Here is a 25,076-nt window from a genome sequence, read left to right on the forward strand (position 1 = left end):
CTCGGCGGGTCGAGCGTTTGCGCAACCTGTCGATCATCCTGCGGACGCTGTCGTCGGCAGGGAGGAGGAGTCGCATGAATCTCACACGGCCAGCTGGCGTCGCCACCCTCGCGGCGCTCGCGCTCGCACTAGCCGCCTGCTCGGGGTCGACCACCCCCGGGGGGAACGGGGCGACCGGCTCCGACGCGGGCACGGAGAAGGTCACGATCGTGGTCGGTGACCGGCCCAGCCCGGACCAGAAAGAGGCCGTCGCCCTGCTGGACTCGCTCATCGCCCAGTTCGAGGACGAGCACCCCGACGTGACGATCGAGTCCGTCGAGACGAAGTGGGAGGCCCAGACCTTTCAGGCGATGCTCGCCGGCGGCACCATGCCGACGGTGATGAACGTCGCCTTCACCGAGCCCCAGTCGCTCATCGCGGCCGGACAGATCGCCGACATCACCGACGTGCTCCAGGAGACCGGTCTCGGCGAGAAGCTCAACCCGGCGGTCCTCGATGTCGTCACGGACGCCGATGGCCGGGTCTTCGGCGTCCCCGTCGACGTCTACTCGGTCGGTCTCGCCTACAACCGTCAGCTCTTCGAGGACGCGGGTCTCGACCCGGACGCCCCGCCGACCACCTGGGAGCAGGTTCGCGAGGCGGCTGCGGCGATCTCCGACGCGACGGGGGCCGCCGGCTACGCGACCTACACGGCGGACAACTTCGGTGGCTGGATGACGGCCGCGGCGGTCGCGAGCTTCGGGGGAGAGCTCCAGAACGCCGACGGCACCGCCGCGACCATCAACACCCCGGAGATGGCGGGCTACCTCGAGGTCCTTCGCCAGATGCGCTGGGAGGACGACTCGATGGGGTCGACTTTCGTCTACAGCGCGCAGCCAGCGATCCAGGACTTCGGCGCCGGCAAGATCGGGATGCTGCTCAACCTGCCGTTCGACTATCCCGGGCTGATCCTCAACTACCAGATGGCCCCGGAGGACTTCGGGTTCACGGCGCTCCCCCAGGCGACGGACGAGTCGAGGACGCTCACCGGCGGGGCGGCGAAGATCTTCAACCCGAAGGCGACGCCCGCCGAGCTCAAGGCCGCGGTCGAGTGGATCGAGTTCCAGAACTTCCAGCAGTACTTCGACGAGGAGACGGCCGTCGCCAACGCCGCCGCCGCCGCGAAGGACGGGTCGATCGTCGGGCTCCCCGTGATCTCCCCGGTGAGCGAGGAGGCGTACGCCCAGCTCCAGGAGTGGATCGCGCCGTACGTCAACGTCATCCCCGAGAACTGGGTCGGCTACACGTCCGCTGTCGACAGCCAGGTCCTCGTCCCGGAACCCCGGACCAAGGCGCAGGAGACCTATGCGGAGATCGACCTGGTCCTGCAGGCGGTGCTGACCAAGCAGGACGTCGACCTCGATCAGCTGCTCACGCAGACCGAGGACACCATCAACTCCAAGCTCGCCAGGTGAGGTGAGGCCGCTCCCCGCCGGCCCCGGCGGGGAGCGGCGCACCGCCCGTGGCCGACCCACCTCAGGAGCGACATGCGCATCGCAGCGACGGGACCGAGCAGGGCTCAGCTCGGCAAGTCAACCGACGAGCCCTCGAACGCCCATCGACCGGGCGACGCGCGAGAGGTCGGGGGTGGTCCACCCGCCCGGAGGGCTGCCGCCGCCGTGCGGTGGTACCGCAGGGGCGGGCTCATGACGCTGGCGTTTGCGGCGCCGGTGGTCCTCGTGTTCGGGTTCTTCTCCTGGGGGCCGATCGTCCGGGGCCTCGTCATGGGGTTCCAGCGGACCAACCTGGTCGATGCCCCGAGCTGGGTCGGCTGGGCCAACTTCTCCTACGTGCTCGAGGATCCCCAGCTCGGCCAGGCCGTCGGCAACACCGCCTGGTTCGCTCTTCTCGCGCTCGTCGTCGGGTTCCCGGTCCCGCTCTTCCTCGCGGTCTTCATGGCGGAGCTGCGCGGGGCCAGGGGTCTGTTCAACGTGCTGTCCTATCTGCCGGTCGTCGTCCCGCCGGTCGTCGCCGCCATGCTCTGGCGGTTCTTCTACGCACCGTCGGCGGACGGCGTCTTCAACCAGATCCTCGGTGTGGTGGGTCTCGGTCCCTACCCGTGGCTCAACTCCGACGCGGCGGCGATGCCCGCCATCGTCGTCGAGGTGACCTGGGCGACGGCCGGCGGGACCGTCATCATCTATCTCGCGGCGCTGACGGCGGTGAAGACCGAGCTCTACGAGGCGGCCGAGCTCGACGGTTCAGGGATCTGGCGGCGCCTGTGGCACGTCACGCTGCCGCAGATGCGGGGCATCATCCTCGTCCTGCTGCTGCTCCAGCTCATCGGCACGCTCCAGATCTTCAACGAGCCGTTCATCTTCGGAGGTGCCGGCGGCGCCCCCAACGGGGCGACGTTGACGCTCCTCATGAAGATCTACAACTACGCGTTCGTCTTCGGCGACTTCGGTGCGGCGACGGCGCTCTCCGCGATGCTCGCGGTCGTGCTCGGCCTCCTCTCCGTCATCTATCTCATCGCGACAAGGAAGTGGAGCGCCTCATGAGACGACAGGTCCGCAGCGACTCCGACGAGCGCTCCATCATCTCGGTCGCCGACCTGAGGCAGCCGCGGGTCCGGCGGACCCTGCGCGGTGTCCAGGGCCTCATCCTCGTCGGTCTGGTCGTGGTCGGGGCGGGGCCGCTCCTCTGGCTGGTCATGGCCGGGTTGTCGACGACCCAGGACCTGATCACGGACCCGCTGGCCTGGTTCCCCTCCGGTGTGCAATGGCACAACCTGGCCGACGCGTGGACCCGGATCGAGATCGGCAAGTACCTCGGCAACACCGCGATCATCGCGCTCGGCTGCCTCGTGGCCAACCTCCTCGTGACGACGACGAGCGCGTACCTCTTGTCGATCCTGCGCCCGCGGTGGGGTGGCGTGCTGTCCGGCGCGATCCTCGCCACGCTCTTCGTGCCGAGCGTCATCGCCCTGGTTCCGCTGTACCTCACCGTCGTCCGGGTCCCGGGGACGAACATCTCGCTCCTCAACACGTTCTGGGCGGTGTGGCTCCCCTCGGCCGCGAATGCCTTCAACATCCTGGTCGTCCGACGGTTCTTCGACGCCATCCCGAGGGAGACCATCGAGGCGGCCCAGATCGACGGCGCCGGCGTGGTGAGGGTGTTCTGGCAGATCGTGCTCCCCTTCTCCAAGCCGATCCTCGGAGTCATCTCGATCATGGCGGTCCTCGGAGCCTGGAAGGACTTCCTGTGGCCCAAGCTCGTCCTCCAGGACCCGACGATGCAGCCGATCTCCGTCGCGCTGCCGCGCGTGGAGGCGACGACCGAGCTCAGTCTCCAGATGGCGGGGATGCTCCTCGGCATGCTCATCCCGGTCATCCTCTTCCTCGTCTTCCAGCGCCAGATCCTCAAGGGCGTGTCGATGAGCGGCTCGGTCAAGGGATGAGGAGCGACCCGCCGACCTCCTCGTCGCGCGGGCTCGTCACGATGCGAGACGTCGCGGCGGTGGCGGGTGTCTCGATCTCGACCGTCTCGAAGACGCTCAACGGGACCGGCCGGGTCTCCGCCGAGGCGCGTCGCAGGATCGTCGCGGCCGCCGAACGCCTCGAGTACCGGCCGAACCTGCTCGCCCAGAACTTTGCGCTCGGCAAGAGCTTCACGGTCGGCATCCTCACGACCAAGGCGGCAGGGCTCTTCGCCGTTCCGGTGATCACCGGGGTCGTCTCGGCGCTCGGCCGTCACGACACGGCCGTGATCGTGTACGACGACGGAGGGGATCCGCGACTGCGCCCTCGGAACGTTCGCAAGCTCCAGGCGCGGCGGGTCGACGGCATCGTCGTCGTCGGGGACGGGACCGACGTGTCCTGCGCGTCGGTGACGCCCGCGTTCTCGGTCCCGGTGGTGTACGCCCTCGCGCTCTCCGACGACCCCGGTGACTCGATGCTGCTGCCGGACGATCGTCTCGCGGGGATCCTGGCGGCTCAGCACCTGCTGGGCCTCGGGCGCCGTCGAGTCGCCCACGTCACCGGTGCCGTCTCCTCGCGCGCCGTTGCCGAGCGCCTCGGCGGTCTGCGTGAAGGCCTCGGGGCCGGCGGCGCCGATCTGGTCGGGCCGGTGCGGTACGGGGACTGGTCACGGTCGTGGGGTGAGACCGCGGGGCACACCCTCGACCCGTCGGCGATCGACGCCGTCTTCTGCGGGAACGACTTCATCGCCATCGGCGTCGCCGGTGCTCTCATGTCGCGCGGCATCCGGGTCCCCGAGGACGTGGCCATCGTCGGGTACGACCACTGGAGCAAGGTCGCGGAACAGGACCGTTTCCTCACCTCGGTCGACCCCCTGCTGAGCGAGCTGGGTGAGCGCGCCGGTGAGCTGCTGCTCGCCGCGGGCGGTGGTGGGGTCGAGCTTCGCCCGGTCCAGCTCGTCCCGGGCTACTCGACGGGGACGCCCGCTGGTCCCAGCGTGCCCTACGTCGCGCTGTAGCGGCGCGGACGGGGATGGCCGCGACTCTCCTCGGCTAGCTCGCCTCGCCGGACACTCGCTCGGCGAGGACGAGCGCGATGTCGTCGGGCCACAGGACGGGGGCCTCGACGCCGACCGTGGCCAGGGTGGAGCCGGGCAGCACCAGCCCGCCGTGCTCGATCCACGCAGGGCGCTGGAGATAGCCGTTGTGCGCCACGGCGGGCTCGACGGCGCTCAGGCGGTATCGAGCCCGCCGGTCCAGGCCGGGCAGACGGATGCGTCCGGGGGTGTAGCCCGTGGTGGTCTCCATGGACACCACGGCGTACAGCGCCTGGTCGCCGTCCGGGGCGACGACCCCGTTGACCCAGGTCGCGGCGTCCGGGTGGTCGGAGCGGACGACCCGGCCCGATCGGAGCAGGGGCCGGAAGCGCTTCGCCAGGGCGATCCACTCGGCGAGCTCCGTGCGCTCGGCCGGCGTCGCCTGCGCGATGTCCCACTCGACGCCGAAGTCGCCGAAGAGGGCGGTCCCCGCCCTGAACCGCAGTCGGTGCGTGCGCTGCGAGGCTCCGGCGACCGGAGCGCCGACGTGGGCCCCGAGGACCTCCGGAGGCATGAGCAGCTGCGTCCAGCGCTGGATCGTCTGACGGTCGCGAGGGTCGACGTTGTCCGAGGTCCAGAAGCGGTCGACGTGCTCGACGATCCCGAGGTCGATGCGCGCTCCGCCGGAGGCGCACGACTCGAGGGCCAGGTGGGGGAAACGGCGACGCAGCTCCGCCATGAGCTCGTAGCACGCCTTGGTCTGGAGGTGCGTGGCGGCCTCCCGGCCCGGCCACCGCCCGGCGTCGACCAGGTCCCGGTTGTGGTCCCACTTCACGTAGCCGATCCCGTAGGTGGCGATGATGGCCGACATCGTCTCGAGGACGTGGTCCCATGCGGCCGGAACCGTCAGATCGAGCACCTGCTGGTGCCGGATGCGCTCGGGAAGCCGCCCCGGCACCTGGAGGATCCACTCCGGATGGTGCCGCGCTAGTGCGGAGTCCTCGTTGATCATCTCGGGCTCGAACCAGATGCCGAGCTGCATCCCGAGCTCCCGCACCCGAGTGGCCAGCTCCCCGAGCCCCTCGGGGAAGACCTCCGCGGCGACCGACCAGTCCCCGAGCGATCTGGTGTCGTCGCGCCGGTCGGAGAACCAGCCGTCGTCCACCACGAACCGCTCGACGCCGACCTCGGCACCAGCCTCGGCGAGGGCAACGAGGGATGCCGTGTTGAGACCGAACCCGAGCGCTTCCCAGCTGTTGAGCGTGATCAGCCGGTCGCGGTCGGCGATGTGGGGAAGGCCACGGACGAAGGCGTGGAACCGTGACGACATCGAGTCGAGGCCCGCGTCGCCGTACGAGCCGTAGAGCCACGGGGACCGGTAGCGCGCACCCGGAGCGAGCGCGATCTCACCGGGCCACAGCAGCTCTCCCGCCGCGAGGATCCGCTCTCCCGTCGAGGTGTGCTCCGCGTAGCCGCGGTGGTTGCCGGACCATCCGAGATGGACTCCCCACACCTCGCCGCGTCCAAACCCGAACCCCGTCTCCCCGGCCACCATGACCGAGGCGCCGTCGGCGCCCGTGCGACCGCGGCGCGTGTCGTGCAGATGGGTTCCGACCGTGAACGGCGTTCGCACCGGCACCCGGTCCAGACAGTGGCGCCCGGTCAGGTCCAGCAGGTCCGTCGCCTCCGCTCCCACCGGCAGGTGTGCCACCAGCGCATCGAGCTGGTAGTCCTCCTCCCCGTCGTTGCTCAGGTCGTGACGGACCCGCAGGAGCCCGCTCCCGAGCATCTCGAGCTCGGTCCGGAGACCGAGCCCAGCATGGTCGTCAACGGCGTCGACGACGAGACGCTGCGTTCCCTCGACCTCCTCCCGGAGGATGCCGACCGTCCGGAACCGGGGCGACCAAGCCCGCCCCGACCGGTGGCCGAGGAGGCTCGGCTGCCCCAGCCAGCCGGTGCTGGGCTCTGCGAGCAACCCGGGGTCGTGCGTCTCGGCGAGCGAGCTCCCGGTCACGCGAGCGGTCGCCAGGGCGAGCTCGGTGAGGTCGACGTCGGTCCCGAGGTCACCACCCCAGTGCAGCAGCGCCGGCAGTCTCGATGGGTCGCGGGCGTCCACGACGACGGACACCCCCGCCTGGCGCAGGTGGTGGAGGTCGGGATGGCAGGAGGGCATGGCGGGCGCTTTCGGTCGAGGGCTCGGGGCCTTGGCCGCGCGACGTGGCGCGGCGGGCCGAGGGATCGGGAGTGTCCGGTGCCGGTCTCAGTCGGTACCGACGAGCGTGGTGCGCTCACGCAGCCCCGAGAGGATCGCCGCGTCTGGGACGGACAGCACGCTCGCGTGACGAGCGCCCCGTGGGATGTCGACGCTGGTCGGCTGCCAGGTGAGTCCCTCGTCGTGGCTGGACACCGCGGAGTAGCGCCCCTCGAGGAAGTGATCGACGATCATGACGAGCTCGTCTGGCCGACGTCGGAAGATGCTGGGACCCTCGACCGGGGAGGGGCTCACCGGTGCCGACGGGGCGGAGAGCTCTCCGGTGGCGGAGGTGAACGTCGTCATGCGGATGTTCTTGTGGGTGCCGCCGAGGTCGTTGGGTCCGCGCTCGTCCTTGAATGCCATGAGGAACCGGTCGGTGAGTCGGAAGACCGTGGCGTCGATGACGGAGTAACCCGGGTCGAAGAACGGGTGTGACGCGGTCGTCGTGCGGAAGTCCCGCGTCGTACAGGTCCAGATCCGGTGCTCCTGGGGCACCTGCTCCCACGTCTCCGGGTCGTCGGCCCCCTCCGGGGCGAGAACCGATGACCACAGCAGCCGGATCTCTCCGGCGTCGTCGACGAAGCACTCCGGCGCCCAGGTGTTGATCGTGCCGTGGGAGCCGTCCATCAAGCGAAGCGTGTGCTGGTCGGACCACTCGACCAGGTCGGTGGAGCTGGCGTGAATGATGTCCGGCGAGTGCCAGCCGTCGGTCGCCAGCAGGTGGAAGACGCCGTCCGGCGTCCGGTGGAGGAACGGGTCGCGCAACGCCCTCGTGCTCACGGTGCCGCGCAGCAGCTCGCGCCCGTCGTCGACAGGGTGGAAGACGACGCCGTCCTCGCTCAGCGCAAGGTGGAGCGACTCCTCCTCGGTCGTGAAGTAGGAGAGTACGAACATCGGTGTCCTCCAGGTCTGCCGGTGGGTGCAGCCCGACCATAGCCAACCGGTTGCGCATCCTCAACTTCGACATCGTGCTTCAAGGTAACAATGTGGGGGAGCGCCGAGCACGCGAAGGGCGTCACCTACTTGCGCAACCGGGTGAGCAAGCGAGTAGTGTCCGGGCATGCCCCTGTACGACATGCCTCTCCCTGAGCTCCTGACCTATCGGCCGCAGGTCGAGGAGCCGCCGGACTTCGACGACTTCTGGTCCGAGACGCTCGCCGAGTCCCGCGCAGTCGGTGGCGAGGTCGAGCGCGTGAGGCACGACGGGGTGCTGCGCACCGTCGATGTCGAGGACGTCGTCTTCCCCGGGTTCGGGGGAGACCCCGTGCACGCGTGGTTGCTCACGCCGACCCATGCGTCAGGTCCCCTTCCGGCCGTCGTCGGCTACCTGGGGTACGGCGCCGGCCGCGGGCGGCCGCACGAGCACCTGCGCTGGCCCAGCGCTGGCTACGTGACGCTCGTGATGGACACCCGCGGGCAGGGTGCAGCGTGGGGAACCGGCGGCGACACCGCCGACCCGGTCGGCTCCGGTCCCGCGGTGCCCGGAAGCATGACCCGTGGGATCGGGGATCCGCGCGACTACTACTACCGACGGGTCCTGACCGACGCCGTCCGCGCGGTCGACGTCGTCCGTGACCTGCCCCAGGTCGATCGCAGCCGGGTCGCGGTCGCCGGCGGCAGTCAGGGCGGGGGGATCGCGCTCGCTGCCGCCGGCCTGGTGGACGGCCTCGTCGGCGCCGTGATCGACGTTCCCTTCCTGTGCCACCTTCGCCGCGCGGTCTCGATCACGTCGACCGATCCTTACGGAGAGGTCAGGCGCTACCTTGCGGTCCACCGCGACAGCGCAGACCGGGTCTTCCGGACTCTCTCCTACATCGACGGCGTGAGCTTCGCCGCCAGAGCGTCCGCACCCGCGCTGTTCTCGGTCGCCATGATGGACCCCGTCTGCCCCCCGTCGACCGTCTACGCCGCGTTCAACGCCTACGCGGGGACGGACAAGGAGATCGCCCGGTTCGACTTCAACGAGCACGAGGGTGGCGGAGCGGCGCACGACGAGGCCCAGGTCCGCTGGCTCAACGCCCGGGCCGACTCGCTTCGCGGCTGACGGGCCGGTGGCGGTGCGGTGCCCCTGTCGCCGCCCCCGGGCCGCCGCGAGCCCAGGGGCGACAGGCGTCGATCCCATGGCCTCACGACTCCCAGCTCCGCCTCCTGATCCGGGCGTCCGGAGACCGACCGGGGGCCGACGGCGGAGTCGAGGGGACGTCGGCCCCGCGTCGGGGGCGTCGGTCGTCCGCCTGTCGTCGACCTGGCCGCCGAGGGCGGGCGCCGAGGTGGGCGCGGTGGTGGGCGACCCCCTGGGGAGGCGTCAGGGGCCCTGGACGTCGGGGCCCTCGCCGCCCAGGTGCCAGGCCTCGTCAAGGTATTCACGGCCGATGTACTCCGCGTTGTCGCCCTCGACGAGCATCTCGACCGTGCCGTCGGAGATGCACATGAGCACCGAGGGAGCGGGGCCGCCCGTGACCACCACGAAGGCGCAGGTCGGGTAGGGAGCGAAGACGGCGCCCTCGAAGGGGTTGCCGTCGAGGGTCCCGACGATCGAGGCCGGGGCGTCCCCGTCCGGCTCCTGGCACACCGTCGCGGTGACGCGCTCGGTCCGCACGCCTCGGATGGCCATCCCGCTGCCACACTCGGCATCGGCCGGCGCGGCGGACAGCACGGCGGGGACCACGACCCGCGGGTCGGTTCCTGGGGCCGGTGCGTCCGTCAGGACGATGCGTCCCACGTGACCGGTGACAGCATCCCCGAGGTCGACCACGGCACGCTGGAGAGCTTCGTCCGCCACCTCGTCCTGAGTGAGAAGGTTGGCCTCGGCCTCCGGGTCCCGGAGCTCCGTCTGGACCAGCCAGCGGCCCGTGACCGTCGCGTACAGGACCCAGCCCGGCTGGCAGGTGACGAGGATGCCGTCGCTCGCGACGCAGCCGTCGTGACTCTGGCCGCCGGCCAGGGAGGCGTCCGAGGGGGAGGGGGCCAACGACAGGTCCACCTCGAGGCTCGCCCCCTCGCTCGACGAGACTCCCTCGCTGGCGTAGCCGCAGGAGACCCGGGGGGTGCTGACACCGTCGTACCGGCTCTCCTCGCCCGTTGCGGACAGGATCGGCTGACCGTCGATGGGCAGGACCGCGTCGGGACGCTCCTGCCCGAGCGCGGCCTGGCATATCCCGACGACGTCGGCGGCGTCGGTGGGTTCGGCTGGGAACGTCGGGACGCGGCCCGCGTCCCAAGCATCGGCCATGGTGCCGGCAAGCTCACCGAGGGTGCGGACGTTGCTGTCGTTGTGACGACCGTCCAGCAGGAGGGTCAGGACGAGGTAGACGTCGTCCGCCAGCTCGATCGTGAAGGTGCCGTTCTCGACCGAGGTCGCGGTGGCATGGGTCCCGAACGCGAGCGCCTCGGATCCGAACGGTCGGGGTGGATCGACGTCGGCGGCGAACGCGAAGTCCGGGTCGGCCACGAGCGTCACCGTCGCCGCGGTGGTGGCCTGATGGCCGACATACTCGCCGACGCCGTCGACGGGAAGCGTGCAGGACAGCCGGGTCGTGTCGGTGCTGACGTGGCCCTCGACGTAGCCGTCCGAGGCGGCCACGGGCAGGGCAGCGGAGTTGTCGGGTGGGCCCTGCAGGAAGGACAGCCGCAGCTCGTTGGCCTCCCAGTCCATCCACCGACACAGGTCGATCCTGCTCGGTGCAGCGAGTCCGTCCGAGGTCGCCGCGTCGGTGCCCGACGTGATGGTCGGGGTTCCCGCGGTGGTGGTGGAGCCTTGCTCCGTGTCGACCGAGACGTCAGCGCCGGCTTCCGGCGTGGGTCCCCCGGTGCCTGCTGCGCAGGCGACCAGCCCGGTCGCCGCGAGACCGGCCCCGACCATGGCGGCCAGCCTGAATCGATCCGCCTTCACGTCCTGTACCTCCGTGCCGCTCGCCGCGGGGTGTGGGCTGCTGGCCTCGCACCAGCCGCCGTCGCGTCCATGCTAGGGGCGGGGCGCGGGCGCGTCGTCGCGCTCCTACCGGCCGGCCGTTCCCGGTCCGTGGAACGACGAAGCCCCGCTCCGGGGGCACCGGGCGGCCATCGGGCGGGGCTGCGTTCTGCGTCGATCGACGTGGTGGCTCCGACGGGCGTCGATCCCGTGACCCCACGGTTTTCAGTTCTTCGTTTCGGTCCTGTGGTGTCGGCGTCGATCGGCGCGCGTCGCGGGCGCGGTCGGGACCTTGGTCCCACGCCAGGAGTCTCAGTCTGCGCAACCGTGGTCGACCTCGACGCGGCGCGCCGGCAGCGCGCCGCGTCCTGCCTCGGAGCTACCGCGAAGGAAACGTGGCGTTTGCGCAGATGTCTTTGAGTGCACTGGGGCGAGAGACTCCCGCCATCGATCCGCTCACAGATGAACTGCTCATAACGGACCAGCGGGCGCTCCCGCATGCCGCCGGCCACCAGCCGCGCGCGACGAGGCTACGCGGCCGCTTCGTCGGTGCCGCGATCCACGCCGAGCCCATCCTCCAGGGGTCTGTGCGGTGCCGGGGAGACCCCGACTCCTCGCGTCGGCGATCACGGGGGATCCCGCCAGTCCGATCTGCCTGCGCCGGTAGCGCCGGGTTCCACGTCCTCGGGCGTGGACGCAGTGCCTGGCGGCGGTGTCGTGCGACGGGGGTTCGTCCGGGTGGGGAGGAGCGCGAGGGTGACGAGCGCGATGGACCCGACGACGATGATGGGGGATCTCGCTGCGGTGAGGATTCTGCCGCCGGCCGGGACGCTCGCGATGACGATGCGAGCCTGGGTGGTGACGTCGTAGACGTCGGCGTCGGGTGAGGGGTTGGCGTCTCCCTTGAGGGTTGCATACCACCGGTCTCCGCGGTGTTCCAGTGAGGTGATGCGGTGGGTGACGAGCGTGGCGGAACCGGGGATGGGGACGGTGACGACGTCGCCGGTGCGCAGATCTTCTCCGTCGCGGGGGGCCGTGATGACGACGGCGCCGACGGGCATGGCAGGCGACATGGAGTCGGAGACCAGCACTACGGGACGCACCCCGAGGACTAGGGCCGTGATCACGCCGATCACGCACAGACTTCCGAGGATCGCGGCCGCGTTGAGCAGCCATCCGGCCACTCGGTGTAGTCGCTCGGCCCTGCTGCCGTTCGCCGCTGACTCGTCCGGGCGCGGTCTGCCCCGGTCAGCGCCGGTGCGGCGCGCCACGATCACCATTCCATGACTGGTGTGGGTGTTCCGAACGAGCTCCGGTAGGTGAACTCCCCGGTGCCGAGCTGTCCCTGACTGTTGGCGCCAGCACCCGTGTAGCTTCTTGACTGGTCGAGGTAGAGGGTGTGCTGAATGCCGGGGGCTACCTTCGCCGGTGATGAATCCGGGGGAAGCGCGACGAGCGTCGGTTCTGCGACCGATGGGCCGACGTCGCCTAGTCCGAGCTGGCCAGCGCTGTTGTTGCCCCAGGCGTACAGCTGCCCTGCTTCGTTCCAGGCGAAGAAGGACAGAGCGCCCGGCGCGGCTGACAGGGGATCGCTCACGGCAGCGCCGGTGATCCCGTTCAGTCCCGGGACGTAGCCGGAGTCGGAGTCGGAACCGGGAGCTGTGTAGAGCTGCCCGGAGCTCGACCAGAACAGGATGCGGTTGGTGCCGATGCTCGCGCCGGTGACGGTGTCGCCGGAGAGCCCGGTGATCGTGACCCCGTCGATGCCGCCGAAGATGTCGACCTCGCCGCCCCAGACGACGACCTCGCCTTCGACCACGGCGAGACCCTGGAGAAAGCCGGCATCGGCGCTGCTCACGAACCGAGTGTCGATGCCCTGGGCCGTGACGAGTGCAGGCGGGCTGTTCGTGTCGCCTGGTCGGCCCAGGCGTCCGCCGCTGGCATCGCCCCAGGAGTACAGGTCTCCGCCCAGGGTCCAGGCGAGGTAGAAGAAGGTACCGGTCGACACCCCGACGACGTCGTCGTCGATCGTGTCGAAGAACTCCACGCGTTGCGGTGTGGGACCTCCACCGACGATGTCGGGACGGCCCCAGGTGTAGACCCCACCATCCCGGGTCAGCGCGATTCCCGTGTCGAGTCCGGCGGAGGCCGAGACCACGGTCTGATCGTCCGGGAACTCCACCAGGCCGGGAGTGGGGTCGATCCCGCTGACTGACACATTCGTGCGACCGAGTCGCCCCAGGACGTTGCTCCCCCAGGTGAACAACTTGCCGTCGTCGGAGACCCCCAGGGACCAGTCCCGGCCCGCCGCCACGTCGACAAGGCCGACCTGGCGGGCCGGGATCGATCCCACCACGGACCGCACCTGCCCGGCGTCGGTGAACCTGGCGGAGGCCTCGTCGATCGGCAAGAGCACGAGGCACAGGAGCAGCGCCGTCAGCGCCCCGCACGCACTCACGACCCTGCGACGCAGGCCCGTCTCGGAAGCCGCCGGCCCCTTCACCGTGCACCCCGAGACCGGAGCCGTCCCAACCAGCTCCCCGCCAGCACCAGCGCGGCGGCGGCGGCGATCGCCCATACGACCTCGGCGCCGGTCGTCTCCAGCGGCGGCCCACCGTCCGGTGCGGCGCCTGCGCACGCCGCGACCTCGGTCGCGGCGAACGTCAGGAGCGACTCCCCGCTCAGTCCCTGTGCCTCGTTTCCCGTCTCGCGCGGCAGGTGCGCCGTCACCGTCACCGTGACGTGCTCGCCCGCGCCGACGACGGGCAGTGTCTGCTGACCGCACTCACGGACCTGTTGTGGTGAGGATGCGTAGGAGATCTCTATGGGCGGGGTCACCTCGAACAGCTCGCCCGACTCGACGTGATCGAAGCGCACCACGACGTCAACGCCGGAGGAGTTGGTGACCTCAACCGTTCTCGAGACAACGTCTGCGGGGCGCAGGACGTCGATCGAGATCGTCGAGGGTGATGCGATCACCCCGACGGCCTCGATGTCGGCATCGGTCCGGTTCACCATGCTGAGGGAGGTAGTGCCGGCGGTCAGGACAGCGTCTGCGTCGCGGTGAACGGCAGGTCGATCTGGATCTCCTGACCGGCGATCTCCACCGGGGCGTCACTGCTGACGGTGATCGCGAGCGTGAGTGTGTGCCCGGTCGCAGTCGTGCCGTTCGCGCCGATCGCGAAGTCGGTGAACGCCGCCTCGGTCAGGGGGCCCGAGTACAGCTCCGTGCTCGTCGCGGCATCGGTGATCGTCAGCTCGAGCTCGTCCTGGAGCAGGTCATCGCCAGTGGCGTCGTTGTCCACGACCGGGATCGCCAGCGCCAGCGCCGCGTTGACTGAACCCGAGTTGTAGACGACGAGATCCTGAGTGACCTCGACTCCGGGGGCGAGCACGTCGCCGTCCTCGAACACGATCACGTACGGATCGGGGCTACCGTCCTGGTCGGCGTCGAACTTCAGGTCCAGCGTGCCCGCCGTCAGAGTCGTGCGCACCGTGCCGGAATCCGAGAACAGGGCCATCGAGCCGCCGACTGCCATCACCGCAACAACACCAGCGGCCGCGAGAATACGAAGACGCGGCGAGATCGAGATACTCATCGAAGAAACTCCTCTATTGGGGGCGAACGAATCCACAGGCGACAACCGGGCCGTCTCCACGAAACCCATGTCACAAGCCCCCTGCCGACGGAGCAACGGCCAGCATCGCAACCACCGTAGAGGACATCTGGTATTGCCGGAAGACCCAATCAGGATGCGAGGGCGGGCTGGCGGGTTCCCTCAAAGCCGGGGGCCGAAGGGCTGGAGAATCCGGACAACTCCGCGGCCGGGGAACTGGCGGCGCTTGACAGGGGGCTAAGCGCCGGGGGACACCAGTACGCCCTCGCGACTTCGATGCTGCCGCCCCGCCGCCTCGCTGACCGACACGTGACCCGCTACCCGCGACCAGGCACCCAGGGAACCCTCAAGGTATGGCCCCTCGGGGAGTCCGACACCCGACTAGGGCGGGTTCGCGCCGGAGTGGTCCGCCCGAGCGGCGGTTGGGGTGCGACGACGGACTGCCCGGGCATCCACGTCTAGCCTCGTGTCTCGCGGAGGAGAGGAGGTCGTCGTGTCGCTTACCGTCCTCCGTGGTTGCCGTCTGGCGCGGCCCGTCAGTGGCTGCGGGGGGCAGCCTGCGGGGGAGTGTGCCGCCCTCATCGGACGTGGAGCGCAGACCTGCTTTGTGGAGGCCCGAGCTCATGCCGCGCTCGCCATGCTTGGCTCGGGGGATGACCGCGGGGGCTGAGGGCATCCGCAGTTCGACCAGCCGCGGCTGTTGGGTTCGTCGATGAGCCCCGTGGCCAGCGAAGGGCGATCGGCTAGGTCTCGAGAGGAAGGTCTCGCCTGGGCCGAGCTGGCTGGGCGATCCGGAGGCCTCACGTCTCTGCGTCGTCGCGAACGCCTCGACGGGTGTGCTTGCGGCTCGTGGCGAGCCGCGCCGATGTGGATCGCGGGCCGCCGACCAGCGGTCCTGGTGCCGGGTGACGCTCGTAGCGGTTCCCAGCACCAGAACCTCCCGCTTGTGGCGGTGTCGGCTGACCTAGTCGGCCTCGGTACCCGTTCGCTGGCGCTTCGCGGCCAGGGTGAGCCCGGCCCCCAGTGCGAGGGCGGTGGCGGCCAGCGTGAGCCAGTAGAGGAGACTCGCACCGGTCGTGGGCAGATCCTGACCCTCGCCCGACTCGCCCGACTCGCCCGACTCGCCCGACTCGCCCGACTCGCCCGACTCGCCCGGCATGCCCGACTCGCCCGGCGATGGCTCGGGCGCCGGTTCGAGTTCCGGAGCGACCACCGAGGCCTGCGACAGGGTTGCGGTCGCGGTGATCGCCTCGCCGAGTGGATTGGTGAACACCGCTCGATAGGTTGCCGCGCTGTCCGCGTCGGGGATGGTCGTGGTGAGAGTCGTGGTCGTCGTCAGGTTCTCCGTCGTCGCCGAGACGTCGTCGAGGACGGTGACCCAGTGGCCGTCCTCCAGTCGCTGCCAGGAGGCGGCAGGGGCCTCGTCAGCGTTCGCTGCAGCGGTGAGGATCACGACCGCGGCGGTGTCGCCGGTGGCGTCGGCAGGGTGGAGTGTGACGGCGGGAGAGGTTCCGAAGGCGAACCCGTCGGGGAAGGAGATCAGCTCGGCGCCGTTGCCAAGGACTCGGATGTCCACGAGGCCGGATGGATGAGGGGGCGACGTCACCTGAAGGGCTCCAGGGGCAACTGGTGTCACGGACGCCGCCTCCACGTCGCCGAAGAACACCTGCATCAGCATTGGCGAGGGCAGGTTCACCGCGACCGGGCTGGGGTGGCTCTGCACCTGTCCGTCACCAAGGCGTCCGTACCGCCCGGCACCCCAGGCGTAGGCACGGCTCTCGTCCTCGTCCAGTGCCAACGAGTGGTAGGACCCCGCGGCGATCTGCGTGATGGTCGCGCCCGCCATCGCCCCGGAGGTGTCGACAGCGACGGGGCTCAGATAGCCGCCCTCCTGCCCCGTACCGAGCTGTCCCGAACCGCCCCAGCCCCAGCCGTAGATCCGTCCCGCGTCGTCCAGGGCCAAGGAGTGATAGGTGCCGGCGGCGATCTGGGTGATGGTCTTGCCGGACAGCACCCCGGAGGTGTCGACGGCGACCGGGATCCGATGACTCTCATCCTGTCCGGTGCCGAGCTGCCCCGGCCCGCCCCAGCCCCAGGCGTAGACCATGCCCTCGTCATCGAGCGCGAGCGAGTGGCCGCGCCCGGCGGCGATCTGGGTGATGGTCTTGCCGGACAGCACCCCGGAGGTGTCGACGGCGACCGGGATCGGCACGTTCTCGGCCTGCCCGGTATCGATACCGAGCATCTCGTGGTCGCCCCAGGTGTAGACCCTTCCCTCGTCGTCGAGCGCCATCGACATGGTGCTGTCGGTGGCGATCTGGGTGATGGTCTTCCCGGACAGCGCCCCGGAGGCGTCGACGGCGACCGGACTCAGCTCGGTCCCGGTCTGGCCGTTGCCGAGCTGCCCGGAGGCGCCCCGGCCCCAGGCGTAGACCCTTCCCTCGTCATCGAGCGCCAGGGAGTGCTCGCGCCCGGCGGCGATCTGGGTGATGGTCTTGCCGGACAGCACCCCGGAGGCGTCGACGGCGACCGGACTCAGCTCGGTCCCGGTCTGGCCGTTGCCGAGCTGCCCGGAGGCGCCCTGACCCCAGGCGTAGACCTTGCCTTCGTCATCGAGCGCCAGGGAGTGGTAGGCGCCGGCGGAGATCTGGGTGATGCCCCTGCCGGACAGCACCCCCACCGCCTCGATCGCGGTCGGTGTCGCCTGTAGGTCGGCTTGACCGTTGCCGAGCTGCCCGAGGCTGCCGTTCCCCCAGGAGTAGACCCGCCCGAGGTCGTCCAGAGCCAGCGAGTGCTCTTCCCCGGCCGACAGCGAGACGAGCCTCCCGCCGGGGACCGAGAGCGAGATCACGGTCCCGCCGGCCGTGGGGCCGTGATCCGGCGTGACGACGGCTCCGGCGGGAGCGCCTCCCGCAGCAAGAGCCACGCTCGTTCCGGCGACCAGCCAACCGCGCAACCACATGCGCATCGATCCTCCAGACCACGCCACGACGACCACGCCCCTACTTCGCAACCCGAGTGGGACGCGTTGGCCCCGCTGACGGTCGTCAAGTTACCGATACTGCGCGTCCTAGAATTGCGCGCCTGTGGCTACCCGCGATGGCCCGCGGGGGAAACCCTGACCTTGGGTCGTCGGGACGAGTGCGGACCGACGAGTGTCGATGTGGAATGTCCAGCGGGCCGCGGCAGTGCCGATGGAGATAGCCGGTCGATACGCCTTCTCGTGGAGGCTGGCTACTCCGGACGTGCGTCGCCGTCCGATGGACGAAACCGACATCCCGCACGGCGCGCGGGTGTCTCGTGAGGAGAATCCGTGCCTGTTGCCCCGCGCCTCTGCCTGTCCGCTGCTGCCGCGGTCGTCCTGATCGCCGGGGCGGGCCTGACCCTCTGCGAGCTCCCCACGGCGAACGCGGCCGTCGGGGCGTCCGTGACGCCCGCGAGCGAGGAGGCCGACTGCCCGCCGACGTGGGTGTGGCCGCCGTTGCACAACGACTCCCCGCAGTACACGGACAACGGCATCGCCGTGTACGCGGGGGGCGACTTCTCGGTGGGGCGGTCGGCGGCGGAGGCCGAGGGTCGCGTCCTGGTACAGGGGGCGATGACCTTTGACCGTCAGCCGCCGGGGCTGTTCAACCTCGGCAGGGTCGGAGTCGGGTCCCAGGTCGCCCCGACCTCCGGCTCGGTCATGGTGTTGACCGGGGCGAGCCTGGAGGACGACCTGACCCTGACGCCCGGGAACAGGATCGAGATCGGGCACGGTGTCGCGGGTGGTGGGGACGTGTGGATCGGCGGTGACCTGGTGCCCTCCCTGGAGCCGGTGGAGACGAACGGTGGCACGGTGACCTCCCGGTTGGGGGCTGCCGCGACGAGCGGGTACTCGGCGCTGCCCGGCGAGCTGCGCGAGCTCTCGGTCGAGCTCGCAGCCCAGGCCCCCAACGGCCGGGTCACGGTCAGCGGGAACAGGCTGACGTTCACTGGAACCGGGGAGCCCGGCGTCCTGCAGGTCTTCACGATCGATGCGGCCGTGCTGGGCCAGGCGACCATCGAGGAGAGCTGGGTCGGGATCCCGGAGGAGACCGCCGTGGTGGTCAACGTGACGGGCGAGAGGGCCCGGATGAACCCGGTGTTCGTCTCCGACGACGGCGTGCGCGCCGACGATCCGAGCAGTCAACGGTTCCCGAGGGTCGCGGTCCGAACGCTGTGGAACTTCGTCGATGCGCGTTCGCTCGACCTGGCCGGCACGAGTCAGATCCTCGGCTCGATCCTGGCGATGGACGCCGAGCGCACCGAGATCACGGCCTCGACCAACGGCCGGCTCTATCTCGGCGGGGATCTCGTCCTGGCCGGGACCGGGAACGAGACGCACAACTACCACTGGCCCTGGTCACGCGTCACGTCGTGCGAGGACGAGCCGGAGGAGGAGGACCCGGCCGGCAAGGTATCGGTCACCAAGCACCTGGCATCCGACGCGGCGCTGCTGCCTGCTGGGCTCAGCTTCGAGGGCGCCGTGAGCTGCGCGACCCCGTCGGGACAGGTCACTGCTGGGCGGTGGAGGATTCGTCCCGGGCAGACCATGACCCAGGACGGTCTCCCCGTCGGCTCGGTGTGCGAGATCACCGAGTTCACTCCCCAGCCCGTTGACGGGGTCCAGTGGGATCCACCGGTCTTCGATCCGCCAGACGCGCGCGTGGTCGTCCCACCCGAGGGGCAGCCGCAGGTGGGGGTGCACGTCACGAACACCTCGCGCGCCAGGTTCGCCGTCACCAAGCAGGTCATCGGCCCGGACGGCGACGACACGGGTCTCGCGGCGACGCAACGCACGTTCGCCGTGGAGTACGCGTGCACCTCAGCCGGGCGGCCCGTCGACGGGCTCGGTCCCGATGGGGACGTCCTTCCCGGTAGTGCCTCTGGCACCCTCGAGATCCGCGCGGGGCAGCGGGTCGAGTCTCCCTCGTTCCCCGTTGGCACCGTCTGCGACCTGGTCGAGCGGCTCACCTCGGAACCGGGCGACTTCGACGACGGTCACCACTGGTCCGCGGTCGAGATCCTTCCCGCGTCGCGGATCGTCGTCGGCAAGGCGGAGCTGGCGGAGATCGCGGTCCGCAACCACTTCGTGCGCGAGCCCGAGCCCCTCGGGGTCTTCGCCGTCACGAAGTCGGTCCAGGGCCCGGGCGGGTTCATCGCCACGGACAGGACCTTCCCGGTGGACTACGTCTGCACCCTCGACGGTGCCCCGAGCCTTGGTCTCGACGCCCAGGACGGCGTCACCATCGTCGCGCCGGACGGCCGAGGGCGGCTGGAGGTCCGCGCCGGAGAGAGGCAGACCTCCCCGGCCTTCGCCGTGGGGACCAGCTGTGACCTCAGCGAGGACCTGACAGCTCAGCCGGACGACTTCGACACCGACATGCACTGGAAGGCTCCCGAGTTCCTGCCCGGTTCGACGGTCCTCATCGGCGACCCGGAGCCCGGCGACGAGCTGACCGTCGTCGAGGTGGAGCTGCGCAACACCTACGAGGCGAACGACACCCCGCTGGCCGCGTTCGCCGTGACCAAGCAGGTCGTCGGGCCCGGAGGCGACGACGCCGGGTTCGCACGCCCCGAGCGTGACTTCGCCGTGACGTTCTCCTGCACCCTGGACGGGGCGCCCTCGCCCGGGTACGGGCCGGACGGGACCGACATCCTCGCCCCCGACGGCACCGGCGTCCTGCGTGCTCGGGTGGGAGAGATCACGACCTCCCCCCTGTTCGCCCAGGGCACGCGGTGCGACCTGCAGGAAGACCTGGTCGCCTACTACGACGACTTCATCGGCCCCGACCATCACTGGAGGGAGGGACACCTCCTGCCTTCCGGCACCGTGCACCTGCTCGACGAGGACGTCCTGGTGGAGGTCGTGCTGCGCAACTATTTCGACGTCGACATCCCCGACCCGGCACCCCCACGGGTGACGTTCGAGGTGACCAAGGCCACGAACGGCCCCGAGGCCGGGATCGTCGACCCGCAACGACCGTTCGAGGTCGGCTTCGACTGCCAGGTCGACGACGGGCCCAGCTCGGGTACCGACTCCTCCGGCACCGTCCTGCTCGCCCCTGACGGCACGGGCTCGTTGACGGTCGCCGACGGGCGCACCGCCCAGGGTCCCTGGTTCGTTCCGGGGACCGTCTGCACGCTGACCGAGGAGCTCGAGCACCGACCGGGTGACTTCGGTGACCGTGACTCGGACTTCGAGTGGACCGACGCCGTGTTCAACCGCACCATGCCGATCGAGCTGACCTCGGGAGTCTCGGAGCCCGTCGGGGTACTGCTGACCAACGTGTTCGCCACGACGGAGGGGCCCGATCGCGGAGTCTTCGCCGTCACCAAGCGGATCGAGGGTCCCCCCGGGGCGAGCCTGCCCGCCGACCTGACCTTCACCGTCGACTACACCTGCACCATCAACGGCACCCCAGCCGTCGGGCTCGACCCGGATCGCCTCGATGAGGTGATCGCGCCGTGGGGGACAGGAACGCTCACCGTCGCTCCGCACGCCCCGCCTACCCGAGGCCCAGCATTCGACACGGGCACCGTGTGCGAGCTCAGCGAGCACCTTTCCGAGCGCTCCGGCGACTTCCCCGAGGACGGCTGGTCCTGGCAGGAGGCAACCTTCGCGCCGGGGTCCGTCGTCACGATCGACCGCACGACGCCCGCCGAGCCGATCGAGATCACTCTGACGAACACCTATGCGGGCCCCGGGACGCCGGGCCCCGGGACACCCGGACCCGAGACACCCGAAGCGCCGGAGACGGAGGGGACCCCCTCGGCCGTCCCCAGCCCGGGTCAGAGCTGGCCGATCGAGGGTGGCTCGCGAGCTCCCGACGACGGCCTGGCGGTCACCGGAGGGTCTCAGCCTGCAATCTGGCTGCTCGGGGGATCGCTCGTCGTCGCAGGTTCTCTCGCGGTGGCGTCGAGGCGACGCTTCGGCCTGTGAGCGTGCCCGTTCGACCTTCGAGCCACCCCGCCTCCGAACACCGTTCGGTCACGGGCGGGCACGACTAACCGGTTCCCGACCGCCTTCAACGAAGGGAGTAGCCCGGACGGGGTTCGCCTGGGCCATCACCAGGGGAGTCAGGGGCGATGGCTCCGACTCGCGTGCTGGGGCGCGCCGGGGCCGCCGACGGGACTGCCAGCGCAGGAGAGGACGGCGAGGATGTCCAGCAGGCTGCGCGTCGCAGGCTTGTCGTCTTTCGGAAGCTCAACGGCACGTCGCCCCGGAAGGCGCGTGAAGTCGCAGCTCTCGCAGACTTCTTCGAGGCCCCGATCGGAAGCCTCTTCGACGGGCTAGGGGGCGTTGTGCGTGGCGCCGGCGGCGGTGGCGCGCGGGGGCAACCTCAACGTCGCTCCACGACTCCAGCGCTCCTTCGTGCTGGAACGACGAAGCCCCGCTCCGGGGCCGGGTCGGCCATCGGGCGGGGCTTCGTTCTGCGTCGATCGACGTGGTGGCTCCGACGGGCGTCGATCCCGTGACCTCACGATTTTCAGTCGTGCGCTCTACCAACTGAGCTACAGAGCCTCGAAACAACTGGCCGGGGCCTTCTCCAGGAGATGACCACCGGCCGGTGTTCGAGCGACCCCGACGGGACTTGAACCCGCGACCTCCGCCGTGACAGGGCGGCGCGCTAACCAACTGCGCTACGGGGCCTCGACGGTGCGAGACCGTTACTGCGTGTACTGCCTTCACTGCACGAACCCGTACCCCCAACGGGATTCGAACCCGTGCTACCGCCGTGAAAGGGCGGGGTCCTAGGCCGCTAGACGATGGGGGCCCTGTTGAGCGCCCGTGACGCCGCAGCGCCCCAAGACCTCCGGAAGCATACGTGACGAACGGGCCGCAACACAAACTGAGCGTCCGGTGCGGCAGGGCGGGGGAGAATGGCCCCATGCCGGTCACCATGAGCGAGGAGGACTTCGAGGGCTGCGTCGCCGACGGCCTCGACCTCGTGCCGCCCGAGCTGACCGCGCTCATGGACAACGTCGTCGTCCTCGTGGCCGACGAGCCGCCCGACGGCGAGGAGCGCCACCTCCTCGGTCTCTACGAGGGCGTCCCCCTGACGGAGCGCGACGGCTGGTGGGCCGCCGGCTCCCTCCCGGACCGGATCACGATCTTCCGCCTCCCGACGCTGGCGATCTGCGAGACCGCCGAGGACGTCGCGGAGGAGGTGGCCGTCACCGTCGTGCACGAGATCGCCCACCACTTCGGGATCGACGACGCGCGCCTGCACGAGCTCGGCTGGGACTGACGTCGCCTCGTGCGGCCCGCCGGAATCGCCGTCGTGCGATAGCATCGCCGCATGACGATGAATCATGAGGCCCTGACGCACGACCACGCCGCCGTCGCGGCCGTCTTCCGTGCGCTCGCCGACCCGGCTCGTCTCACGCTCCTGCACTGTCTCGCCGACGGGGAGGCCCGGGTCGTCGAGCTCACCGCCTGCGTCGGCCTCGCGCAGTCCACCACCTCGGCCCACCTCGCCGTCCTGCGCGACGCCGGCCTCGTCGCCGCGCGCGCCGACGGCCGCGCCACGCTCTACCGGCTCACCACCCGCGCCACGCTCGCGCTGCTCGCGCGCGCCGAGGAGCTGCTGGACGAGGGCCTCGGCGTCGTCGTCCACGACCACACCGAGGACGCGGACGCGCACGACGACGCGACCCACCGCCCGCACGGCGCTGGACGACCCGAGCGGCGACGGACGGCGGCCGAGCGATGAGCGGCGGCCACGCGCACGGCCACGCGCACGGGGTCGGCGGCCCGGCGACGGCCGGCCAGCGGCACCGGGGCCGGCTCGTCGCGGCCCTGTCGATCACGCTCACGGTCATGGTCGCGGAGCTGGTCGCCGCGTGGTGGTCCGGCTCGCTCGCCCTGCTCGCGGACGCCGGCCACATGCTCTCGGACTCCGCCGGTCTCGCGATCGCGCTCGTCGCGACCTGGCTCGCCGCCCGTCCCGCCACCGACCGGTGGACCTTCGGCTGGCAGCGCGCCGAGATCCTCGCCGCCCTCACGAACGGCGTCATCCTCACCGTCGTCGGCCTCGGCGTCATCATCGAGGGCGTCCGCCGGCTGCGGGAGCCGGAGCCGGTCGAGAGCGGGATCATGCTCGTGGTCGGCATCGTCGGGCTGCTCGCCAACCTCGTCGCGCTCCGGCTGCTGTCGGGCGGCCGGGAGGAGAGCCTCAACGTCCGCGGCGCCTACCTCGAGGTGCTCGGCGACCTGCTCGGCTCGCTCGCCGTCATCGTCGCCGCCGTCCTCATCGCGACGACCGGCTGGGAGCGGGCCGACGCGGTCGCCTCGCTCGCGATCGGCGTCCTCATCGTGCCGCGGGCGCTCTCGCTGCTGCGCGACGTCGCCCGCGTCCTGCTCGAGGGCGCGCCGCTCGACGTCGAGGTCGCCGTGGTCCGGGAGCACCTGGAGCGGACGCGCGGCGTCGTCGCCGTCCACGACCTGCACGCCTGGACGATCACGTCCGGCGTCCCCGCCCTGTCGGCGCACGTGGTGGTCGAGGACGAGGAGGCGTCGGCCGCCGGGCTCTGCCGCCTGCTCGACGCGTTCGGGGCGTGCCTGGAGGGGCACTTCGACGTCGAGCACTCCACCATCCAGGTCGAGCCGGTGTCGCACCACCGCGCCCACCCCGAGGGCGCCGGCCACCGCTGAGCGAGGCCGCGCGGCTCGGGACGGGCCGCACGACTCAGGAGGCCGGGCGGGCCTCCCAGGCCGAGCGGACCATGTCGGCGACGGTGTGTCGCATCGCCCAGTCGATGTCCCGCGCGGCGAGCGACCCGTCGGCGACGATCCGGTCCGGGTCGCCCGGCCGGCGCGGCGCGATCTCGGGGGAGAAGTCGATGCCCGTGACCTCAGCGAACGCGTCCATGATCTGCCGGACGGACAGCCCGTCGCCCGAGCCGAGGTTGTAGACCGGCTCGAGCTCGGCACCGGCGGCGAGCGCCCGAGCCGCCGCGACGTGCGAGGCCGCGAGGTCGACGACGTGGACGTAGTCGCGCACGCACGTCCCGTCCGGGGTGGCGTAGTCGTCGCCGTTGATCCGCGGCGTCCGGCCCTCCACCAGCGCCTTGACCACGAGCGGGAACAGGTTGTGCGGTGAGGTGTCCGCGAGCCCCGGCAGCGAGCCGACGACGTTGAAGTAGCGCAGCGACGTGTGCCGCAGGGCGTGCGCGCGGGCGGCGTCGGCGATGAGCCACTCGCCGATGAGCTTGCTCTCCCCGTAGGGGGACTCGGGCCGGGTCGGCGTCGTCTCGGTCACGAGGTCGACGTGCGGCGTGCCGTACGTCGCGGCCGAGGAGGAGAACACGATCGCCCCGACGCCGGCCTCGCGCATCGCCTCGAGCAGGTGGACGGTGCCCGTCACGTTCTGCGTGTAGGTGTGCAGCGGTCGCGTCACCGACTCGCCCGCGTACTTGAACCCGGCGAGGTGGACGACGCCGGTGACGCCGTGCTCGCGCATCGCGGCCGCCAGGACCTCCGTGTCGAGGATCGACGCGACGATGAACGGGACGTCGTCCGGCACGTACTCGCGGTGGCCGGAGGACAGGTCGTCGACCACGACGACGCGGATGCCCGCCTCCTGGAACGCCCGCACGACGTGGGAGCCGATGTAGCCCGCCCCTCCCGTGACCAGCCAGCACTGTCCGGTGGTGGTGTCGCTCATGCTGCTTCGCTGCTCCTCGCGCGTGGTGGGACGGGACGGGTCGACCAGCTCCCAACCTACTCCGGGCGACCTGCTCCCCACCGGGACCGCCCGGTCCGCGGGCGGTGGGT

At 70.7% G+C, this 25,076-nt stretch carries 18 protein-coding genes and 3 tRNA genes; 9 read left to right on the top strand and 12 right to left on the bottom strand.

Annotated elements, in window-relative coordinates; genetic code table 11:
- Positions 1 to 74: 74 nt before the first annotated feature.
- The 4 genes from EDD28_RS08800 to EDD28_RS08815 all read left to right on the top strand — a co-directional run bounded on the left by EDD28_RS08800 (position 75) and on the right by EDD28_RS08815 (position 4,476).
- The gene (locus tag EDD28_RS08800; protein ID WP_123739269.1) at positions 75 to 1,454 is read left to right on the top strand and encodes an extracellular solute-binding protein; all 1,380 of its coding nucleotides are present in this window, start codon (positions 75 to 77) and stop codon (positions 1,452 to 1,454) included.
- A 231-nt stretch (positions 1,455 to 1,685) separates the two neighbouring features.
- Positions 1,686 to 2,540 (top strand): carbohydrate ABC transporter permease, encoded by an 855-nt coding sequence (locus tag EDD28_RS08805; RefSeq protein WP_123739270.1) that lies wholly within the window; start codon positions 1,686 to 1,688, stop codon positions 2,538 to 2,540.
- Positions 2,537 to 3,439 (top strand): carbohydrate ABC transporter permease, encoded by a 903-nt coding sequence (locus EDD28_RS08810; RefSeq protein ID WP_123740018.1) that lies wholly within the window; start codon positions 2,537 to 2,539, stop codon positions 3,437 to 3,439. Before EDD28_RS08805 ends, EDD28_RS08810 begins: the two co-directional genes overlap by 4 nt.
- Positions 3,436 to 4,476: a LacI family DNA-binding transcriptional regulator gene (locus tag EDD28_RS08815; RefSeq protein ID WP_123739271.1), complete on the top strand. Its 1,041-nt coding sequence runs from the start codon at positions 3,436 to 3,438 to the stop codon at positions 4,474 to 4,476. The genes EDD28_RS08810 and EDD28_RS08815 overlap by 4 nt, the downstream gene beginning before the upstream one ends.
- 34 nt (positions 4,477 to 4,510) lie before the next feature.
- Here EDD28_RS08815 and EDD28_RS08820 read toward each other — a convergent pair whose 3' ends face one another.
- Positions 4,511 to 6,667 carry an alpha-galactosidase gene (locus EDD28_RS08820; RefSeq protein ID WP_123739272.1) on the bottom strand — a complete coding sequence of 719 codons (2,157 nt, stop codon included), beginning with the start codon at positions 6,665 to 6,667 and terminating at the stop codon, positions 4,511 to 4,513.
- 87 nt (positions 6,668 to 6,754) lie between these two features.
- Entirely contained in the window at positions 6,755 to 7,642 is an 888-nt protein-coding gene (locus EDD28_RS08825; protein WP_123739273.1) for a glycoside hydrolase family 43 protein, read from the bottom strand.
- Positions 7,643 to 7,808: 166 nt separating this feature from the next.
- On the opposite strand from EDD28_RS08825, the gene EDD28_RS08830 reads away from it, so the two are divergent.
- Positions 7,809 to 8,792, top strand: coding sequence for an acetylxylan esterase (locus tag EDD28_RS08830; RefSeq protein ID WP_123739274.1), 984 nt, complete (start codon positions 7,809 to 7,811; stop codon positions 8,790 to 8,792).
- A gap of 261 nt (positions 8,793 to 9,053) precedes the next feature.
- Here the strand turns inward: EDD28_RS08830 and EDD28_RS08835 are convergent, their stop codons facing one another.
- The 6 genes from EDD28_RS08835 to EDD28_RS08860 all read right to left on the bottom strand — a co-directional run bounded on the left by EDD28_RS08835 (position 9,054) and on the right by EDD28_RS08860 (position 17,237).
- Complete coding sequence (locus EDD28_RS08835; RefSeq protein ID WP_148059581.1) at positions 9,054 to 10,640, bottom strand: hypothetical protein; 1,587 nt, start codon at positions 10,638 to 10,640, stop codon at positions 9,054 to 9,056.
- Between the two features lie 644 nt (positions 10,641 to 11,284).
- Positions 11,285 to 11,938, bottom strand: coding sequence for a signal peptidase I (locus EDD28_RS08840; protein WP_123739276.1), 654 nt, complete (start codon positions 11,936 to 11,938; stop codon positions 11,285 to 11,287).
- On the bottom strand, positions 11,932 to 13,074 hold the full coding sequence (locus EDD28_RS08845; protein WP_170169410.1) for an RCC1 domain-containing protein: 1,143 nt from the start codon (positions 13,072 to 13,074) through the stop codon (positions 11,932 to 11,934). Before EDD28_RS08845 ends, EDD28_RS08840 begins: the two co-directional genes overlap by 7 nt.
- 83 nt (positions 13,075 to 13,157) lie before the next feature.
- Entirely contained in the window at positions 13,158 to 13,676 is a 519-nt protein-coding gene (locus EDD28_RS08850) for a hypothetical protein (protein WP_123739278.1), read from the bottom strand.
- 23 nt (positions 13,677 to 13,699) lie between these two features.
- Entirely contained in the window at positions 13,700 to 14,257 is a 558-nt protein-coding gene (locus EDD28_RS08855) for a TasA family protein (RefSeq protein ID WP_170169411.1), read from the bottom strand.
- Between the two features lie 982 nt (positions 14,258 to 15,239).
- Positions 15,240 to 17,237 (bottom strand): RCC1 domain-containing protein, encoded by a 1,998-nt coding sequence (locus EDD28_RS08860; protein ID WP_170169412.1) that lies wholly within the window; start codon positions 17,235 to 17,237, stop codon positions 15,240 to 15,242.
- Between the two features lie 351 nt (positions 17,238 to 17,588).
- Here EDD28_RS08860 and EDD28_RS08865 point away from each other — a divergent pair, with 351 nt between their 5' ends.
- Entirely contained in the window at positions 17,589 to 21,239 is a 3,651-nt protein-coding gene (locus EDD28_RS08865; protein ID WP_123739281.1) for a DUF5979 domain-containing protein, read from the top strand.
- A gap of 506 nt (positions 21,240 to 21,745) precedes the next feature.
- On the opposite strand, the gene EDD28_RS08870 is transcribed toward EDD28_RS08865, so the two are convergent.
- The 3 genes from EDD28_RS08870 to EDD28_RS08880 all read right to left on the bottom strand — a co-directional run bounded on the left by EDD28_RS08870 (position 21,746) and on the right by EDD28_RS08880 (position 22,074).
- Positions 21,746 to 21,821: transfer RNA gene (locus EDD28_RS08870), tRNA-Phe, on the bottom strand.
- Between the two features lie 55 nt (positions 21,822 to 21,876).
- A tRNA-Asp gene (locus tag EDD28_RS08875) sits at positions 21,877 to 21,950 on the bottom strand.
- A gap of 51 nt (positions 21,951 to 22,001) precedes the next feature.
- Positions 22,002 to 22,074: transfer RNA gene (locus EDD28_RS08880), tRNA-Glu, on the bottom strand.
- A 114-nt stretch (positions 22,075 to 22,188) separates the two neighbouring features.
- Here EDD28_RS08880 and EDD28_RS08885 point away from each other — a divergent pair.
- The 3 genes from EDD28_RS08885 to EDD28_RS08895 are packed head-to-tail and all read left to right on the top strand — an operon-like array spanning position 22,189 to position 23,954.
- Positions 22,189 to 22,548: a metallopeptidase family protein gene (locus EDD28_RS08885; protein WP_123739282.1), complete on the top strand. Its 360-nt coding sequence runs from the start codon at positions 22,189 to 22,191 to the stop codon at positions 22,546 to 22,548.
- Positions 22,549 to 22,599: 51 nt separating this feature from the next.
- A complete protein-coding gene (locus tag EDD28_RS08890; RefSeq protein WP_211339150.1) occupies positions 22,600 to 23,013 on the top strand; it encodes an ArsR/SmtB family transcription factor in 414 nt (137 codons plus the stop codon).
- Positions 23,010 to 23,954, top strand: a complete 945-nt coding sequence (locus EDD28_RS08895) for a cation diffusion facilitator family transporter (protein WP_123739283.1) — start codon at positions 23,010 to 23,012, stop codon at positions 23,952 to 23,954. Before EDD28_RS08890 ends, EDD28_RS08895 begins: the two co-directional genes overlap by 4 nt.
- Positions 23,955 to 23,988: 34 nt before the next feature.
- Here EDD28_RS08895 and galE read toward each other — a convergent pair whose 3' ends face one another.
- A complete protein-coding gene (galE, locus tag EDD28_RS08900) occupies positions 23,989 to 24,966 on the bottom strand; it encodes a UDP-glucose 4-epimerase GalE (RefSeq protein ID WP_123739284.1) in 978 nt (325 codons plus the stop codon).
- Between the last annotated feature and the right edge of the window lie 110 nt (positions 24,967 to 25,076).

The organism is Salana multivorans (assembly GCF_003751805.1).
Taxonomy (GTDB): Bacteria; Actinomycetota; Actinomycetes; order Actinomycetales; family Beutenbergiaceae; genus Salana; species Salana multivorans.